Source organism: Liquorilactobacillus aquaticus DSM 21051, assembly GCF_001436755.1.
Taxonomy (GTDB): domain Bacteria; phylum Bacillota; class Bacilli; order Lactobacillales; family Lactobacillaceae; genus Liquorilactobacillus; species Liquorilactobacillus aquaticus.
This window is the reverse complement of the sequence record NZ_AYZD01000011.1, coordinates 221,331-239,870: the sequence shown is the minus strand read 5'-3', so window position 1 is coordinate 239,870 and position 18,540 is coordinate 221,331. Positions and strand designations below refer to the sequence as shown.

Below are 18,540 nucleotides of genomic sequence, written 5' to 3'. Positions count from 1 at the left end.
AGGAGTGTAGTTGGTCGGACAACACAATCTTAATATATCTTCGATGAAGAACCAGCGGTCTGCGTAGATCGCTGGTTCTTTTTGTCGCATGTAAAGACTATGAAAGAATCGGGAGGAGAATATTGATGACAGTCACAGTTTATGCAATTGGTGGAGGACAAATGGTCGAGGCGATTTTACGGGCAGCATTGAGAAACAAAATTATAGAACCAGAAGCAACTGTAGTAACGGATGTTTCAGAGAAGAGAGTCAACTATCTGCATGAAAATTATGGAGTTGATGCACAGACAACGATTAACGAGAAGAAACTGAAATCAGCTGAGATCGTTCTGCTGGGCGTTCGTCCTCAGGATGATTGGGAAAAAATAACGGCACAAATTGGAGCTGCTGAAGTATCAGCACAGGTCATTTCAATTATCGCGGGAGTGACATTGACTCAGCTTCAAACAGCAAGCAATACAGAAATTGCATTTACGCGTATTATCCCTAACACCCTAACAGACACAGGCTACGGATATTCTGGAGTTACTCTTGGGGAAAGAGCTGAACGTGAGCTAGTGACACCCTTTTTGGAAAGTTTCGGCAAAGTTGATTTCATTCCAGAAGAACAGATCGATCTTTATACAGGTTATGCGGTTTGCGGTCCTAATTATGTCTATAATTTTTACATTGCTTTGACGAATGCGGGCGTACTCAGTGGCCTTTCACGTAAACAAGCCAATGCGATTGCGCTTGAGAATTTGAAGGGAGCAGCTAAGTTTCTTGAACTGACAGGTAAACATCCATATGAGTTGTTAGACATCAATAATTCTGCTGGCGGGGTCGGAATTAATGCTCAGCATGAAATAGACGCCAGTGGTTTTGCAGCTGGAATTCAGAATGCAGTATTGGCGGCTGTGCAGCGAACAACTGAATTGGGGAAGAAGGGTTAAAATGGTAGAACTTAATTGGGATCATACAATGGTCAATATTACTGACCTGAATGCAGCAATCAAAGTATTTAAGAAAAAAGGAATTGTTTTTGAACATGGAGGGGAACACAAACGCTGGGGAACGGGAAACGCGCTGGGATATTTTGGACTAAACTATATTGAATTAATTACCGTTGCGGACAAAAAAAGCGCACGAACCGTTAAACGCACAGATGGGTCAGCCGTTTATGACGCAATTCAAGACTATATAGCGGGTACTCAGCGCTTTAACACGATTGCTATTCGTTCGAACGATATTGAAAAGACCCACCAGCGTTTGAAAGAAAAAGATGTTTTAGTCAGCGAGATTGAAGAAGGGCAACGTTTAGATCCGCACGGACAGCTGATCAGTTGGAAAATCTTCTTCATCAATGATTATCTTGCACCTGATCTGCCCTATCCTTTCTTTATTCAATGGGCAGGAAATGACGAGAATCGTTTGGCAGAGCTGACTAAACAAGGTCTGATCGTTGACCATCCCGCAGGTAATTTAAAAGTTTTGGCAGCCGAATTCGAGGTTGCTGAACCACAAGTTATAGCTGGAAAACTGGGTGAGCTGCTGCAGTTGCCCGTGAAAACGGACAGCAAAACAGCATTGATCGAGCTTAATGGGCGTCAGCTCAGATTTGTGCAAGGGTCACAGAATCACTTAACAAGTTTGGAGTTCACAGGTGCAAATGAGGAGTTGCGGAATCAAACAATCAAAATAGACAAAGTTGTGTTTAACTTTTAAAAAGGATGGAATAAATTCATGAAAATAAACAGATTGAAAAGTCGTATGCTTTTAGCTTTTGCTCTTGGGATAACGGTAGGCGGTTTATTTGTAGGAAAGATAGACAGGGTGGATGCGGCAAAAGTTAAAACAATTAAAGTTGCATATGCAACGACAAACTATCCAATCACATATCAGAATGCAAAAAAGCAAGGCGATGGGTATGATGTTGCAATTATGAAAGCAATTGACAAAAAACTTCCGCAGTATAAATTCAAATATATCGGTACAAGCGATGATGATGTTTTAATTGGTGTCAAAAGCGGCAAATACGATGTTGGAATAAAGAATATTTTTTATACTAAAGATCGTGCAAAAGCGTATCTTTTTCCTAAAAATTACTTTGGGGTGAGCGATTCCGGTTTTGTTGTTAGAACGACAGATAAGTCTAAGTACAATACTCTTGGTAAATTAGCAAAAAATAAGGGAAAACTTGTACCAATTGCACCGCAGAATGGGCAATACGGGGTGATTGCTAATTATAATAAAAAACACAGTCCAAAGATCAAGTTAGGCAGTGCAGATACATTCGTAGTCTCAGATGCCTTGAAATGGGTTAACGAGGGTCGCTACGATGCCTTTTTCGCAATTCGACCAATGTTTGAAGCAAATGTAAAAAAGAAAAATGGGGCGAACGCTGACTTGAAAGACAAACTGACATATGTGACTTTGGGTGGAATAAAAACATATCCGTTGTTTAACAAGAGTGAAACTAAATTGGCCAAAGCCTATGATAAAGCTATTAAACAAGTTATTGCTTCTGGTCAGGCTAAGCAGCTCTCAGAAAAGTATTATGGTCAGGATAACTTCAAACTGTTGAATAAGACATTTAAATAGCAAAATTAGATGGGAGGAGGATAGAAATGAGAAATTTTGAATTGATTGGTAATTTTCTATTACAGCTGCTGCCTGTCATTAATATCACTTTAACAGTTTCGGTGTCTGCCCTTGTCTTGGGAAGTTTTATTGGTTTGATATTAACATTGGGGAAGATCGGTTCTAGTAGAATATTGCGTGGAATCGTAGCCGGTTACATCAGCATTGTCCGCGCAACTCCTCCAATTATTATGATTTTTTTGGTGTATTATGGTTTGCCGTTCATCACTGCCAATTTTTTTAAGATAAATATTGAAGGATGGAACCGCATTTATTTCGTCATAATCGCCTTAACCCTTTTGTTCTCAGCACCGGTCGCAGAAATCATGCGATCTGCGTACTTATCGATCGATAAAGGTCAATATGAGGCGGGAATAATGGTTGGAATGAATAAATTTCAAATATTCTATCGCATTATTTTGCCGCAAGCAACAGTGGTTGCCTTGCCTAATTATGCAACCGCACTTATTAATCTTCTGAAAGAAGGATCTTTGACATTTACGATTGGGGTTGTTGATATGGTTGCTAAGTCGCAAATGATTGTTTCGAACAACTCAGGCGGATATGCATGGCAGACATATGGATCACTGGCATTGATTTATTGGGCCTTGTCACTGGCAATTGGACGTGTTGTCGCCCTGTCAGAAAAAGCTTATCAGAAGAAAAGGCAGTCAATCAGTATCTGATCGGAGGAGGTTAGACATATGTTGAATACAGATTTTATGCTCCAAGTGGCTAAAGCAACGATTAAGGGTGTTCCAGTAACACTTGAAATCGTAATTGTATCACTGATTCTTGCTTTACCAATCAGTTTTGTTTTTGCATTATTACGATTATACAGTGTTAAGGGTGGCAATCAATTTGTTAAACTATATGTTTCTTTTATACGTGGAACCCCAATCATTGCGCAAATTCTGATTGTTTACAGTGCTTTTCCCAGTTTGCTGGCGAGCTTTATTGGCAAGTCGGCTTTTGCCATTGATCCTATTAATTACGCTTATATTGTTTTTACGATTAATGCTGTCGCAAGTCTAACAGAAGTATTTCGTTCTGCACTGCAGACCGTTGATCGTGGGCAATATGAAGCAGGAACTATGGTTGGAATGACATCAAGCCAAATTTTCAGGCGTATTATTTTGCCGCAGGCACTTGTTTCAGCTCTTCCTAACTTAACCAATATAACGCTGGGGTTGGTTAAAAATTCGGCTTTGGCTTTTATTATGTCCGTCAAGGATATTACGGCGATTGCCAAGACAGAAGCTGCTTTTAATTACAGTTTCTTAGAGGCATATCTTGTGCTGTGGGTCTATTACTTGATAATTAGTTATGCTGCTGAGCTCATTTTCAAATCACTAGAACTATATTTCGGACGTTATCGTAAACAAGTAAAGAAGCGACACTACAGCAATAAAGAACAACTGATCTCTGTTACAACTGATAAGAGGCGTTCACCAGCACAAGGATGAGGAGATGAATGTTCAAATGTTAAAAATCAGAGGACTTAAAAAAAGTTATGCAGAAAATGAAATTTTAAAGGGAATTGATCTCGATGTTAAAAAAGGAGATGTTATCACTATTATTGGTCCAAGTGGTGCCGGAAAAACGACACTTTTACGGAATATTACAACGCTTGAGTCGGCTGATAGCGGTAAAATCGAGTTCGAGAATATTCAAGGAGACTATAGTGCATTAACACGTCAGGAAACAAAAAAATTGCGACAGAGTATTGGTTTTGTTTTTCAAAATTATAATCTATTCAATAATAAAACGGCTCTTCAAAATGTAATGGAGGGACTGTTGACCGCCAAAAGGATGCCTAAACAAGAAGCACGGACGGAAGCACTAAAGGCGCTTGAGCGCGTTGGACTTTTAGAATATAAAGATCAGTATCCGGTTCAACTTTCTGGCGGTCAGCAGCAGCGTGTTGGAATTGCACGGGCAATTGCATTGAAGCCTAAAGTTATCTTTTTCGATGAGCCGACTTCGGCACTTGATCCAGAACTTGTGGGTGAGGTATTGCAGGTAATGCGCTCACTGGCTCATGAAGGGACAACAATGGTTATTGTGACACATCAAATGCGTTTTGCACAAGAAATCTCTAACAAAATAGTGTTTATGGTTGCAGGACGTGTGGTCGAAAGCGGTACGGCACAGGCAGTTTTTGAAAATCCACGAGCAGAACGAACACGGCAGTTTCTGGCGGAAACCCTTGTTCAATATTGATTAAGAACGTTTTTGCGAGTTTACTATGAATTTAGATATCATATAAAAAATAAGGCTCTGGCAGGCAAGGGCAATAACGATAGACATTGTAAGTGTTATTTGGATGAAAAGGCTGAGGAAGTTATTAAATGAAAATAAAATATAAACGACGGGAGCAGCTCTTGGCTACTCTTAATAATGCTAATGAGCCGCAAGACGGTATGTTAGCCGGTTTCTGGCATCATTTTTTAGAAAATGAAAAACAGCAAGTTTTTGGTTATCGTGATGAAAAGACTATTTCCCGGGTTATTGCGGCCCAAAAGCAGTTTTATGATAACACACATCCTGGTTTTGTTAAGATCATGAGCGATGGATTTTTTTTGCTTCCCAATCTTTTAGATGTTGAATTGAATACAGCAAGCGATCTCGAAAAAATCAAGCGATTGTCTGCAGATGATCCTTGGATCATGGATCAAACAGCCATGGTCAAGCAAATTGTGGCACACTATCAAGGCCAAATTGGGAGTTTTTACAATGTTTTTTCACCGTGGTATCAGCTTCGTTTACGTTTTGAGATCCTTGATGGGGATCCAAATAAAATTTATCGTTTTTTTAGGGAAGAGCCAGCTTTATTTAAGCGAACGCTTATGGAGCTAGCGACCGATTTAAAACTGCTTGTTGAGCTGCTTTTGAGAGAAACAGGAATCGAAGGAATATACTTGTGTGTTCAACAGCCACAAGGAAATGGTATCACTTTAAAACATTGGGAAGACAGTATCAAACCTAGCGAATTAAGCCTTCTCGCTCAGGCGCAGAAGGTTAAAGATAATAATCTTTTGCATATTTGCGGCTTTGATGGTAAGCGTAATGATCTGACCGCTTATCGAGAGTATCCGTTTAAAGCGGTAAATTGGGCAACACATATCGAGCAGGTCAGCTTGGAAGAAGGGAAGCGAATTTTTGGTGGTCGAGCTGTTTTGGGTGGCTTTGCCAATACAGAAAAGGATATTTTGTTTAAGGCGGATCAGCAGGAACTAATTGCGGCGACTAGTAATTTGATTAATGAAACAGGAACAAAAGGTTTTCTTGTTGGGGCAGACTGCAGTGTCCCCTTTAAGATAGATGATGAGCGGTTACGTTGGGTAAATAAGGTTGCTCGTGTGTACGGCAAATGACAATATAAAAAAAGGTTTATTCAAGGAGAAGATAGAATGGTAGAGGTAGAAAATGCGGCAAAGATTCAGACTTTTTTGATAGAAACTTATCACCACTTGCACCAACATCCGGAACTGTCTGATCATGAGTTTGAAACCAGTACTTTTATTCGCTCAAAGTTAGCAGAATGGGGCATTCCGCTTAAGAAAACAAGTTTAAAAACCGGTGTCATTGCGGAACTTGATTCTGGTAAAAGCGGGCCGACTGTTGCCTTGCGGGCAGATATTGATGCATTGCCAGTTCAGGAAACAACAAACTTAGCATTTGCGTCTCAGAATGCAGGAGTTATGCATGCTTGTGGACATGATATACATATAACGTCACTTTTGGGCGCAGCATATGTTTTGACGCATCAGTCAATTGATTTTAGCGGGAAGATTCGCTTTATTTTTCAGCCGTCCGAGGAAGCAAATGAAGGAGCACTTCAAGTAATTCATGCTGGGCATGCCCAGGGGATAGCTGCTATTTTGGGATTGCACGTCAAGCCAGGCAAACCAGTTGGTAATATTGGACTACGTGCGGGTTATACGGCGGGATCAATTGATAAATTCGATGTTGTAATTAAGGGAACTGCGACACATGCTGCCCATCCTGATCAAGGGACTGATGTGATTGTTGCGTTGACAAGTATAGTAACAGCGCTGCAAACAATAGTTAGTCGGAATATTGAGCCGACTTCCAGTGCTGTTTTAAGCGTGACAGAATTGCATGCAGGGACTGCTTGGAATATTCTTCCTAAGACTGCTGCATTTTCTGGAACTGTTCGAGTACTTGAAAAAAAAGAGCGGGAGCTTATTCGGTCTCGTTTCGAAGAAGTTGTTTCACAAGTTAGTTCAGCATATGGGACAAACGCTGAAATTAATTGGTACGTCGGGGATCCTGCTGTCTATAATGATCCCAAGTTGACTGAAATCGTGCGAGATGAAACCAGTAAGTTTACTGAAACATTTGAGAGTCGAGCAGAGCTTGGAAGTGACGATTTTTCCTGTTATCAAGAACTTCTGCCAGGTGTTTATGCCCATCTAGGTGTCGGTGAAACTGGTGAAATACATCATTCTGATTTTGCTCCAGATGAAAATGCGATCTTGTCTGGTGTATCATATTTCGTTAACAATACTCTGCGCTTGCTTAATGAATTGGGCTGATTTAAGGACAGAGTTGTAAAGCAGACAAAGAAGACCCTGCTGTGGTTCGCAGCGGGGTCTTTGAATTATTTTAAAATTTAGAAAAATAAAAAAGAGATAGTAGTGGGTTTATTCTTTCTGCGGATGTTTTAAGTAAATGTAGAAAAGAAATTCAGTAATCCCTAGAAGGAGCACAGTAAACCAGATTGCAAGACGTGTTCCATTAATGAAAGATGCTGGCAAATCTGCAATAACGATCATTACCGTGATTGAAACAGCTGCGGCAACTTGTCTGAAGGCATTGTTTAAAGCTGTCGCATGACTGATGTGCGCCATTGTGACATCCTTAAAAGCCTCAGACATTGCAGGAGAAAAAACAAGTGAGTTGCCGATCATGCGTAACATATAAGCACAGGTTATGAGCCAAATTGGTGTTTGAGTGTTAATTGTTATAAATGGAATTGTTGCGATCAGCATCAGAGCAACTCCAACACTGATTAACATCTTCGGACCGTGAGAGTCATAATAACGTCCAGCCAGAGCTGCAAAAAGTGCATTTGCAATTGCACCAGGAAGCAGAATCAGTCCAGCCTGCATACTACTTAAACCAGCAATATTTTCAACAAAAATGGGTATAATTTGTTCTGTACCTATGAGAACCATGAATGCAAGCATTCCGATCATTGTAAGTATTCTAAATGAACGCAGTTTAAGAAGCTCAATACGCAGCATCGGTTCAGAGAGTTTGAATTGGCGTCGTACAAAAACTGTTAGGATTGCACCTCCACTGAGCAACATTCCAAGGCCAATCCCAAAGTTTTGTTGGAAAACAGTTAAACTAGCTAGAGCTAAACTTGAACCCAGAAGTGAAAGAAAAACGGATAAGAGATCGATCTTGACGACACGTTTTTGTGAATAATTCGGAAAAACAAAATATGAAATGACTAGTATCAACACGCTAAAGGGAAGAAGTAAGATAAACAAATAGTGCCAACTGAAGTAATTAAGGATAATACCAGCGACTGTTGGACCAAGCGCGGGGCCTGAAGCGATTACCAAACCTGACATTCCCAAAACTGTACCACGTTTTTCAGCAGGATAGATCGTAACCATCGTTGTCATTTGAAATGACATCAAAATGCCTCCCGCACATGCCTGTAATAAGCGAGCAGTTAAGAGCATCCAAAAGCTGGCCGCAAAGCTGCCTAATAACGTTCCTAGCACAAAGACACAAGTTGTTGTTAGGAATACCTGACGATTAGTATATTTATCGTATAAGTTTGATGATAAGGGAGTGACAATTCCTATAATCAGCATATAACCAGTGGTAAGCCACTGAGCGTTGGTCAATGAGACATGCAATGTATGCTGAATAACTGGCAAAGCAGTAACCATCATCGTCTGACTTGCTAAGTTGAAAAAGGTTGAGACTAGGACGAGAGTCGTGACAATAATTCTCTTATGAGTGCTTATTTCTGAAGACATAATCAGTTCCTTTCTCAGATATAGGTAGAAATAATTTATTATTAATGCGTAACTCATATTATCTGTATTTTGAAGCAAATTCAAGCACAGTATTTTAGAGTAATATTTTTAAAGCGATAATTCGGGTACTAAGATGTTTTTTTCTATATGCGTGACTAATATACGTGTATAGACTAATTAACTCAACCGGTTTTTCCACAACTATATATGACTACAAACAATGATATGCAAGGATTCTTGTAATCTAAAATGGGGTAGATAATTGAAAGACTAATTGCGGTTTTGTTCGGAAAAGGCTATACTGTAAAATAAGTTGAATGGAGTTAAAAATAAAAGACGAGGTGGCACCCATGAAAGCTATTTTAACAACAATTGGTAAAGATCAAGTCGGAATTATTGCGGGAGTGAGTCATTTTCTTGCTGAAAAAGAAATTAATATTTCAGATGTGTCGCAAACAATTATGAATGGATACTTTACAATGATGATGATGGTTGAAATTCAAAATGAAAAAACTGATTTTGCTGTTCTATCTCAGCAGCTGGATGAACTTGGCAAGCAACTGGGAGTTGAAATCAAAGTCAGACGTGAAGAGATTTACGATGCAATGCATCAACTGTAGGAGGAAATAAATGGAGACAGAAAAAATAAAAGAAACGATCCATATGATCTCCGATGAGAATCTGGATGTCCGCACGATTACAATGGGAATATCTTTGCTGGATTGTATTGATAGCGATAGTGATGTCGCATGTAAACGAATTTACGAAAAAATAACAACAAAAGCTAAACACTTAGTGGAAGTTGGACATCAAATTGAGATTGAATATGGAATTCCTATTATCAACAAGCGAATTTCTGTGACCCCAATCTCAATTATTGCAGCGGCTTCGAACGACAAAGATTATTTTAAATATGCACAGACGCTTGATAAAGCAGCTAAGGTTTTAGGAGTTAACTTTATTGGCGGTTTTTCAGCACTAGTTCAAAAGGGCTATCAAACTGGAGATTTGAAGTTGATTCGTTCACTGCCACAGGTATTAGCAGAAACAGAGCTGGTCTGTGCATCAGTGAATGTTGGCTCAACACGAAGTGGAATTAATATGGATGCTGTTGCTGAGATGGGAAAGATCATTAAGCAGGCTTCTGAGCGCTCGTTTATGTCCAATACTAAATTAGTTGTGTTCTGCAATGCAGTAGAAGACAATCCTTTTATGGCAGGAGCCTTCCATGGTGTAGGTGAACGTGACACGGTTATTAATGTTGGTGTCAGCGGGCCAGGTGTTGTTAAGCACGCACTTGAAAAGGTTAAGGGAAGCTCAATGGATGTTGTCGCTGAAACAATTAAGCAGACAGCATTCAAGGTAACAAGAATGGGTCAGCTGGTAGGAACAATTGCATCTGAGCGATTAGGTGTTCCTTTTGGAATTGTTGACCTTTCCTTAGCACCTACGCCAGCAGTTGGCGACTCTGTTGCACAGATTCTGGAAGAAATCGGTTTGGAGAAGGTTGGAACACATGGGACAACAGCTGCCTTGGCTCTCTTGAACGATGCGGTCAAAAAAGGTGGCATTATGGCTTGCAGTCATGTTGGAGGACTTTCAGGTGCATTTATTCCAGTTTCTGAAGATGCCGGAATGATCGATGGTGTAAACAGTGGGTCATTAAACATTGAGAAACTTGAAGCAATGACAGCCGTTTGTTCCGTTGGACTTGATATGATCGCAATTCCAGGTAAAACACCGGCTGAAACGATTTCAGCGATGATTGCTGATGAAGCTGCAATTGGGATGATTAATAACAAGACCACAGCTGTCAGAGTTCTTCCAATTCAAGGCAAGGATGTTGGTGAGACAGTTGAGTTTGGCGGTTTATTGGGGTATGCACCAGTAATGGCGGTCAATAATGCTTCATCTGCTGCTATGATTCACCGTGGGGGACTGATACCAGCTCCGATCCATAGCTTTAAAAATTAATTAGTTACTGTAATTTTCAAAACACGGTATAGTTTGTAGAGCAAGTATGAAAACAAACGATTTTTACTTAAAAATATGCGAAAAAACATGTTTATATTACAAAAGATTTAGATATTTGGACGAAATAGCAATTAAGTATGACAAATTAAATTTTGTCATATTTTTTTCTGCAAATTACAAGCAAAAGTTTGCAACATTTGAAGTCTTTTTTATATTAAAATATAGATTTAACAAGAGTTTCAATAGGGAATAATGGCCGTTTTAATTACTAATCTTTCAAAAACAATCAAATATACTTAATTATATGGCTAAAAATGAATTTTTTTGCGTTTTTGTGATTGATTTTTAGTTTGTTAGGTGGTAATATATTTTTTGGAGGTAATGTAAGTGCTTGCAGAAGAACGACAACAAGTTATCTTGTCCATGCTTAAAACAAGTAGTGTTGTTAAGCTTCAAGATATTTGTAAAAAAGTAAAGTGTTCTGAGTCGTCCGTGCGACGTGATTTGCAACTGTTGGAAGAAAAGGGCTTACTTATCAGAGTTCATGGAGGAGCAAAAGTTAAGCATTCGCTTCAACGCGAACTTGATATGACTGGTAAGTCCTTGAGGAACGTACAGCAAAAAAGTTCTATTGCGAGGTTTGCCGCGGAACAGATTCAAGATGAAGACGTTGTTTATCTTGATGCGGGAACTTCAACGCTTGCGATGATTCAGTTTTTACATTCTGGTCAACATTTAACTGTTGTTACGAACGGAGTAGTACATGCATCAGCTCTGGCGGATCGAAATATTCGCACGATTCTGGTTGGTGGTGAGCTGAAAACTACCACAAAGGCGATTGTGGGAATAGAAACAATCAACTCATTGCATCATTATCGCTTTAACAAAGCTTTTTTGGGTACGAATGGAGTTCACCCGCGTTTCGGTTATACGACCCCTGACCCAGATGAGGCTGCAGTCAAGAAAACTGCGCTTGATCAGAGTGAGAAAAATTACGTTTTAGCTGATGAATCCAAAATTGATCAGGTTTCGTTTGTTAAGGTGGCTGAACTCGCAAAAGCAATTATTATTACTAATAGATTACCCAAAGCGGTTCTCGATCAATACAGTGATCAAACAACAATTCAGGAGGTTTCAATATGATTTATACGGTAACGGTTAATCCTTCGATCGATTATATCGTCCAATTAGAGAAGCTCACATTAGGTGAAGTTAATCGAATGGACTACGATACCAAATTACCTGGTGGTAAAGGAATCAATGTTTCGCGTATTTTAAAGGAACTTGGACAAGATAATGTAGCTCTAGGATTTTTAGGAGGCTTTACAGGAAAGTTCGTTGAAGATGCTCTTAGAGCAAAGGAACTTAAGACAAACTTTACGCATATTGCCGATGATACAAGAATCAATGTTAAAATTAAGGCTCAAGATGAAACTGAAATCAATGGTAAGGGGCCGCAAGTAACAGCTGAAGAAGTCAATGCATTTAAGAAACAATTTGATAATTTGACTAGTGAAGATGCTGTTATTTTATCAGGAAGCTTGGTTCCAAGCTTGGGTCAGGACTTTTATTTCGATTTAATCAAGTTGGTTCGTTCAAAGGGTGCACAATTCGTTATTGATACAACGGGTGAGAGCTTGATGAAGACGCTTAAAGAAAACCCACTGGTTGTTAAGCCTAACCACCATGAGTTAGCTGAACTGTTTGGGGTTAAGTTTAACGGAATTGATGACATTGTTACCTATGGTAAAAAACTATTGGATTTAGGCGCACAGCATGTGCTTATATCAATGGCCGGTGATGGCGGTCTGCTGATCACGCCTACAGAAGTTTATTACAGTAAAGCTCCTAAGGGGACAGTTATTAATTCTGTTGGAGCTGGTGACTCGATGATCGGAGGATTCGTAGGAACATTTGCTGCAACTAAGGATCCCGTTGAGAGTTTCCGTTATGGACTTGCGTGTGGAAGCGCAACAGCATTTTCTGAAGATTTAGCTGATCGTGCTAAGATTGACGAAATTTTGCCTGCAATAAAAATTGAAAATTATTCTAAATAGATAGGGGAGTGTCTTTAGTGGATATTCGTGACTTGTTATTAAAAGACGTTATGATCATGGATCTTAAAGCTTCAACTAAAAAAGAAGCTATTGATGAAATGGTTCATAAGTATTATGTTAACGGCGTTATCAATGATGAAGACTTTTATAAGAAAGCAATCATTGCGCGTGAAGAACAATCAACAACTGGTATCGGTGATGGAATTGCCATGCCACACGCTAAAAACAAAGCTGTTCAGCGAGCAACTGTTTTGTTTGCTAAGAGTAATGCCGGAGTGGACTATGATGCCTTAGATGGCAATCCTGTACATTTATTCTTCATGATCGCTGCTCCAGAAGGTGCTAATGATACGCATTTGCAAGCATTAGCAGCATTGTCTGGTTTATTGATCAATCCTGATTTGGTTGCCAAACTGAAAAAGGCCCAGACACCTGATGAAGTTCAACAACTATTTGCAGATGCTGAAGCTGCAAAGGAAGCAAAAGAAGCTGAAAAGCAAAAAGCCGAAGCCGCAAAAGCTAAGTCTCCTGCAACAGAGAAAAGTGACCGTCCTTACGTTGTAGCTGTAACAGCTTGCCCTACCGGGATTGCTCATACTTACATGGCTGAAGAAGCATTGATCAAGCAAGCAGAAGCAATGGGAGTGGACATTAAAGTTGAAACAAATGGTTCAGAAGGTGTTAAGCATCTTTTAACAGCTGATGAGATCAATCGTGCAGCAGGGGTTATCGTTGCTGCTGATAAAAAGGTCGCTATGGACCGTTTCAATGGAAAACCTTTGGTAAATCGTCCCGTAGTTGACGGTATCAAAAAATCTGAAGAACTTATCACAGAAGCTGTGCAAGGCAATGCGCCAATTTATCACGCTTCGCAAAATGATTCTTCAGCTGAAGAAGAGGCTGCAAGTGGTTCTGTTGGAAGCCGTATTTATAAAGATTTAATGAACGGTATTTCACACATGTTACCATTCGTTGTTGGCGGCGGTATCTTAATGGCACTGTCATTCGTTATTGAACAATACTTTGGTGGACCTAAGTCAATCGAGTTTATTTTCTTGAATAATGCTGGTAGTATGGCGTTTGCCTTTATGATCCCTGTTTTAGCTGGTTTTATTGCTGAATCAATTGGTGATCGTCCAGCCTTGATGCCTGGGTTTGTTGGTGGATTCATGGCAACCGTTTATAGTGGTTCATTCGGTGGCGCTTATACAGCCAATGTGATGACACATGCTCAAAGTTCAGCCGGTTTCTTAGGCGGGATTGCTGCTGGTTTCTTAGCTGGTTACATTACTATTCTCTTGCGTAAGTTATTCTCTCATCTGCCAAAATCACTTGAGGGTATGAAACCGATGTTGCTTTACCCAATCTTCGGATTGCTGATTATGGCACTTTTGATGTTCTTCATCGTTAACCCGATTTTCTCTGTTATCAATGAAGTTGTTACAACCTTCTTGAAACATATGGGAACAGGGAACGCTGTTGTCTTGGGAATTGTTTTAGGTGGTATGATGTCAATCGATATGGGTGGTCCTTTCAATAAGGCTGCTTATGTCTTCGCGGTTGGTGCGTTCACTTCAACTAATAACGGTGACTTAATGGCTGCTGTTATGGCTGGTGGTATGGTTCCTCCATTCGCAATTGCGCTTGCAACAGCTATCTGGCCTAAGAAGTTCACGGATGATGAACGTAAAGCAGGTATTACCAATTGGGTTTTAGGTTTCTCATTCATTACCGAAGGTGCTATTCCATTTGCAACAGCTGATCCATTGCGTGTGATCACGTCTGGTGTAATTGGGGCTGCTATCGCAGGTGGACTGACACAATTCTGGCATGTTTCAGTTCCAGCACCACATGGTGGTTTCTGGGTAACACCATTAGCAACTAATCCATTTGGATATATTATTGCGGTTGTCATTGGAACAGTTATCGCAGCGATTATCTTAGGATTGTGGAAGAAAGAAAAGGAAACTAGTAAGTAAAAATAATTAATAATAAATAAAGTCTCACTATTATCAGATTTAACAATCTGTAATAGTGGGGCTTTTTTTGCTTGAATATAATTAAAATATAACAAGATAAAAGCACCTATTTATCTTAATTATTTGAAAATAGGGTGTACAAAGGGAAAAACCAACTTTATACTGATGTATATTATGAGGGATAAGTTCGGATGGGAGAGGAACAAAATTAGATTTTTTAAAATAAGCGACAAAACCAAACATATCATAGTTTATCCGTTTTTTATGGCCGTCTGCTTTTTAGTGATGGTTCCGTTTTGGAGACATAATGTTCTTAATAGCGGTTCGGATATGCAATTTCACTTGCAACGAATTTATGAAATTTATATGAATCTGAAAAACGGCAGTCTTTTTCCATATATTTCTGTGTATTCGTTCAATAATGTTGGTGCCCCTTTAAATTTGTTATATCCTGCATTATTTCTTTACCCATTTTCGATTTTTATGTTGCTGTTACGGAATCCAGTACACGCAATTTATTTAGGAATGTGGTTAATTCTTTTTTGCTCAATGGCGATTGCCTATTGGACTGGTATGAAGTATTGGAAGGGAAATTTTAAAAAAAGTGTGCTTTTTTCCTTTTTGTATACTATATCAGCTTGGTATTTTCATGTTCTTTTTAGCGGTTTCACTTTAGGTGAAGGAATAGGTATGATTTTTCTCCCGCTTATAGCTTTTGGTACATATAGTATTTTTTTTAGAGTTGAACATGAATGGTGTATCCTTGCAATTGGCATGAGTGGTGTGATTTATAGCCATTTATTGAGCGCGGCAATGTATTCAGTAGTAGTAGGCATCATTGTATTGTTAGGTGTTTTCTGTACTTCAAACTGGATTAGAAACTTGAAGTTTCTGTTGTTTGCAGTTTTGAGTACTATTTTCATTACTTCTTTCTATTGGATTGGATTTATTCAAACAATGTTCAATAATAAGTTGAACTTAACGATGGTCGTAAACCTACAAAAAAGTGCTTTGCCCTTTGGTGATTATATTACTACCTCATTGAATAATGATATGATTGGCATTTTACCCATTTTATTTATTTTACTCGCATTCATATTATGGAAAAAGTTAGACAATGAGACTAAGTGTATAGCAATTATTGGTGTGTGTTTCTTCTTAATGGTAACTTCCGTTTTTCCATGGCGTCTACTACAAAATACACCTGTGAAAAACTTACAGTTTCCTACACGTTTGCAAACAATTGTTAATTTGTTCCTGGCTCTATTAGGAACAAATATTATAGACTATCTAACTTCTTCCAAGATTTTAACGAAGAAGGTATATGTTTGTGTTGCAAGTCTGACAACTATGTTTTTCATAAGTAATGCTTTTAATTTCTTCAGCAACACCTCATCTCAAACAGAAGTAGATTATAAGCCGTCATCAAGCAGGAATATGCCTTTTATGGGATTCAAGATCGATCCCAAAACTTTTTACAACATTTTAGGATACAATTTGGGAGTTGGGTCAACGGATTACTGGAAGAAAGACAGTGTTAGTCACAATCGTGATCTTGTTTCACATATAGGCTATGTCGACGGTGTGAAACAAGAAATGATCCCTCAAATTTTTCCGAATAAGGAGAAGTTCAAGGTCAAAACTAAAGGTGCTGGAGAAGAAATTGATCTGCCGATTATGAATTATAATTCTTATAATGTGACATTGAACGGTAAAATGATCTCTTATAAAGAATCTAAAAGAGGAACAATTATGGTTTATTCAAAGGAAAAGCAAAATGTTATTACAATTGAGTATAAAACTTCAGCAATGCTGGTAGCTGCAAAATATGTTTCTCTAATAAGCCTAATAGTCACCCTTGCTTTTCCTATCAGACGAAAACTAGCTAAGACGAAAAAACTAAAGCGAAATACAGTTAAAAAATTAATTAATGGGAAATAAGCGTATTTTTTAAGTTTTGTCTTAATAATAGCAACACTATAGTTCAGACGGTGCTTTTTTGCTTGGTTACTTATAATAAAAAAGCAAAAAATAGTGGTACGTTTGATTTTTAGAAAAGAGGTTTTTTATGATAGTGATAATTAAAGATTTAAGGGAAAAAGTACAGAAAGCTATTCCTTGTTTTTTTATGGTAATTATTTCGGTGATATCAACTGTTCCAGCATTTACGGGTGGAAAGTTCAAATTAAATTATGATGGTCAATTTCATTTGGCGCGCTTTGAAGATATATACAGGGCTTTGCTGCATTTCAAACTGCCACCGCTTGTGAATTTAATCGGGCTTAGTCATCATGGGTTGGCAGTTAACGGGATGTATCCATGGTTAACGGGACTAATTTTTATTGTTCCAAAGTTCTTTATACATAATTATATGTATGCTTTAGGTACAGGTTTTTTTATCCTGAATTTTTTAACAATATTTAGCATTTATTGGCTGATCAAATATGTTACTCAAGACAAGTGGATACAGATATTAGGAATTTCTTTGTATCAATTTAATGCATATCATTTATCGCTAATGTATTCACGGGTTGCTCTAGGAGAAGCGATTGCATATATGCTGCTCCCACTGGTTTTACTCGGATGTTTGAAAATATGGAACAAAGAATCAAATGGTTGGCTTTACTTGGGTCTAGGAATGGGAGCAATAGCCAATACACATGTGCTTTCTTTACTCATGTTGCTGGGATTGATTTTCAGTGCAGAACTAGCCCGTATCTTTCAGAGAAAGTTTGATAAAGCCGAATTTCTGGACTATCTAAAAGCAAGTATTCTAGGAGTACTTTCGGCCTTTTACTCATTGGCTAATATATATTGGCTATCATCGCGTAACCTTCTCAATAATCCCAGTGGGCCATGGGTTACTATTAAGCCGAATACTCTTTTGCAGGCTTTGCTGAATAATTCTATTGCTGAAGATGCTAATAGTTTCAATATAGGAATTGTACCGGTGTTAGTGCTTTTTGTTCTTACGGGGATGTTGTTCACAGGTAAAAAAGGAACTTGGAGAAGATGGACAATTTTAGCTTGTGTTTCTTTAGTTGGGACGTTTAGCTGGTTTCCATGGCAGATAATTGCAAATCAGATAACTTTTGTGTCAATTCAATTTTTAGGGCGTTTTTTGAGTTTTACAGCTCTTTTTCTAACGATGGCGCTGGTGTGCTATTTTGAAGAACAGAAATTAAAAACGAAAGATATAGCTTGTCTGATTGCATTTTTGGTGATGATCAGTGGAATTTGCGCTGTGCATTCTTACCACAGTGAAAAAACGAATGATGGTTTTAAAACATGGGTTAATGCTGAACAGTTAAAAAGCAGTACATATAATAGTTTCTTAGGTAATGATTATGCACCTCTTAACAATAAAAAAGATAGGGTTTCGGCGCTAGTACAAAGCGCAGGAGTTAAAATGGAAGTTAAGAAACAAAATTATAATAGTTTGCACCTCCAATTGACGGTCAGCAAACCAGGAGTTTATAGTTTGCCTATTGCTCGTTACGCTGGTGTGAAATATGAAGCGGTGTTGAACGGTAAGAAAATATCTAATTTAAGTGAAAAAAATATCAAACTGGATCTTTCCAAGGACACAAATGATTTTTCACTTTCAAGCAAAGCAACGATGGGCAGTTATCTTACAATAATTATTTCATTTTTGACAACGATTTGTGGGGTTGTGCTATTGCTTGGTCAAGCATTTAGAGCGAAGAAGGGAAAAGATTAATACTAATGAAGTGGTGAAAGCTCTAAAGCTGTCTAGACAATAGAATTAAGGAAGATTGTCAGAAAGGCGCATACTTTCTGCAAGAGATTATCTGTAAACGACAGCAAAAATTATTTTTATGAAAGGAAATCTCTATAATTACAAATAAAGTGAGAATCGATATT

At 38.5% G+C, this 18,540-nt stretch carries 16 protein-coding genes; 15 read left to right on the top strand and 1 reads right to left on the bottom strand.

Annotated features, from left to right (window positions below; translation table 11 throughout):
- The first annotated feature begins 125 nt into the window (after positions 1-125).
- From FC19_RS02925 to FC19_RS02890, 8 genes are all read left to right on the top strand, one after another.
- The gene (locus tag FC19_RS02925) at positions 126-932 is read left to right on the top strand and encodes a pyrroline-5-carboxylate reductase family protein (protein WP_057875498.1); all 807 of its coding nucleotides are present in this window, start codon (positions 126-128) and stop codon (positions 930-932) included.
- Position 933: 1 nt separating this feature from the next.
- Complete coding sequence (locus FC19_RS02920; protein ID WP_057875497.1) at positions 934-1,704, top strand: VOC family protein; 771 nt, start codon at positions 934-936, stop codon at positions 1,702-1,704.
- Between the two features lie 18 nt (positions 1,705-1,722).
- Positions 1,723-2,580, top strand: a complete 858-nt coding sequence (locus FC19_RS02915) for a transporter substrate-binding domain-containing protein (protein ID WP_057875496.1) — start codon at positions 1,723-1,725, stop codon at positions 2,578-2,580.
- A gap of 26 nt (positions 2,581-2,606) precedes the next feature.
- Positions 2,607-3,305, top strand: a complete 699-nt coding sequence (locus FC19_RS02910) for an amino acid ABC transporter permease (protein ID WP_057875495.1) — start codon at positions 2,607-2,609, stop codon at positions 3,303-3,305.
- 18 nt (positions 3,306-3,323) lie between these two features.
- The gene (locus tag FC19_RS02905) at positions 3,324-4,085 is read left to right on the top strand and encodes an amino acid ABC transporter permease (RefSeq protein WP_057875494.1); all 762 of its coding nucleotides are present in this window, start codon (positions 3,324-3,326) and stop codon (positions 4,083-4,085) included.
- A gap of 16 nt (positions 4,086-4,101) precedes the next feature.
- The gene (locus FC19_RS02900; protein WP_057875493.1) at positions 4,102-4,842 is read left to right on the top strand and encodes an amino acid ABC transporter ATP-binding protein; all 741 of its coding nucleotides are present in this window, start codon (positions 4,102-4,104) and stop codon (positions 4,840-4,842) included.
- A gap of 128 nt (positions 4,843-4,970) precedes the next feature.
- Entirely contained in the window at positions 4,971-5,996 is a 1,026-nt protein-coding gene (locus tag FC19_RS02895) for a uroporphyrinogen decarboxylase/cobalamine-independent methonine synthase family protein (protein ID WP_057875492.1), read from the top strand.
- A gap of 36 nt (positions 5,997-6,032) precedes the next feature.
- Positions 6,033-7,181 carry an amidohydrolase gene (locus tag FC19_RS02890; RefSeq protein WP_057875491.1) on the top strand — a complete coding sequence of 383 codons (1,149 nt, stop codon included), beginning with the start codon at positions 6,033-6,035 and terminating at the stop codon, positions 7,179-7,181.
- Between the two features lie 108 nt (positions 7,182-7,289).
- On the opposite strand, the gene FC19_RS02885 is transcribed toward FC19_RS02890, so the two are convergent.
- The gene (locus FC19_RS02885) at positions 7,290-8,645 is read right to left on the bottom strand and encodes an MFS transporter (RefSeq protein ID WP_057875490.1); all 1,356 of its coding nucleotides are present in this window, start codon (positions 8,643-8,645) and stop codon (positions 7,290-7,292) included.
- Between the two features lie 350 nt (positions 8,646-8,995).
- Here FC19_RS02885 and FC19_RS02880 point away from each other — a divergent pair, with 350 nt between their 5' ends.
- The 7 genes from FC19_RS02880 to FC19_RS02850 all read left to right on the top strand — a co-directional run bounded on the left by FC19_RS02880 (position 8,996) and on the right by FC19_RS02850 (position 18,376).
- Complete coding sequence (locus FC19_RS02880) at positions 8,996-9,265, top strand: ACT domain-containing protein (RefSeq protein WP_057875489.1); 270 nt, start codon at positions 8,996-8,998, stop codon at positions 9,263-9,265.
- Between the two features lie 10 nt (positions 9,266-9,275).
- Positions 9,276-10,619 carry a PFL family protein gene (locus tag FC19_RS02875; protein ID WP_057875488.1) on the top strand — a complete coding sequence of 448 codons (1,344 nt, stop codon included), beginning with the start codon at positions 9,276-9,278 and terminating at the stop codon, positions 10,617-10,619.
- A 387-nt stretch (positions 10,620-11,006) separates the two neighbouring features.
- Positions 11,007-11,762 carry a DeoR/GlpR family DNA-binding transcription regulator gene (locus FC19_RS02870; RefSeq protein ID WP_057875487.1) on the top strand — a complete coding sequence of 252 codons (756 nt, stop codon included), beginning with the start codon at positions 11,007-11,009 and terminating at the stop codon, positions 11,760-11,762.
- On the top strand, positions 11,759-12,676 hold the full coding sequence (gene pfkB / locus FC19_RS02865; RefSeq protein ID WP_057875486.1) for a 1-phosphofructokinase: 918 nt from the start codon (positions 11,759-11,761) through the stop codon (positions 12,674-12,676). Before FC19_RS02870 ends, pfkB begins: the two co-directional genes overlap by 4 nt.
- Positions 12,677-12,693: 17 nt before the next feature.
- On the top strand, positions 12,694-14,655 hold the full coding sequence (locus tag FC19_RS02860) for a PTS fructose transporter subunit IIABC (protein ID WP_057875485.1): 1,962 nt from the start codon (positions 12,694-12,696) through the stop codon (positions 14,653-14,655).
- 573 nt (positions 14,656-15,228) lie between these two features.
- Positions 15,229-16,596: a glycosyltransferase family protein gene (locus FC19_RS02855; RefSeq protein WP_157061240.1), complete on the top strand. Its 1,368-nt coding sequence runs from the start codon at positions 15,229-15,231 to the stop codon at positions 16,594-16,596.
- Between the two features lie 127 nt (positions 16,597-16,723).
- Positions 16,724-18,376 (top strand): glycosyltransferase family protein, encoded by a 1,653-nt coding sequence (locus tag FC19_RS02850; protein WP_057875483.1) that lies wholly within the window; start codon positions 16,724-16,726, stop codon positions 18,374-18,376.
- The last annotated feature ends 164 nt before the right edge of the window (positions 18,377-18,540 follow it).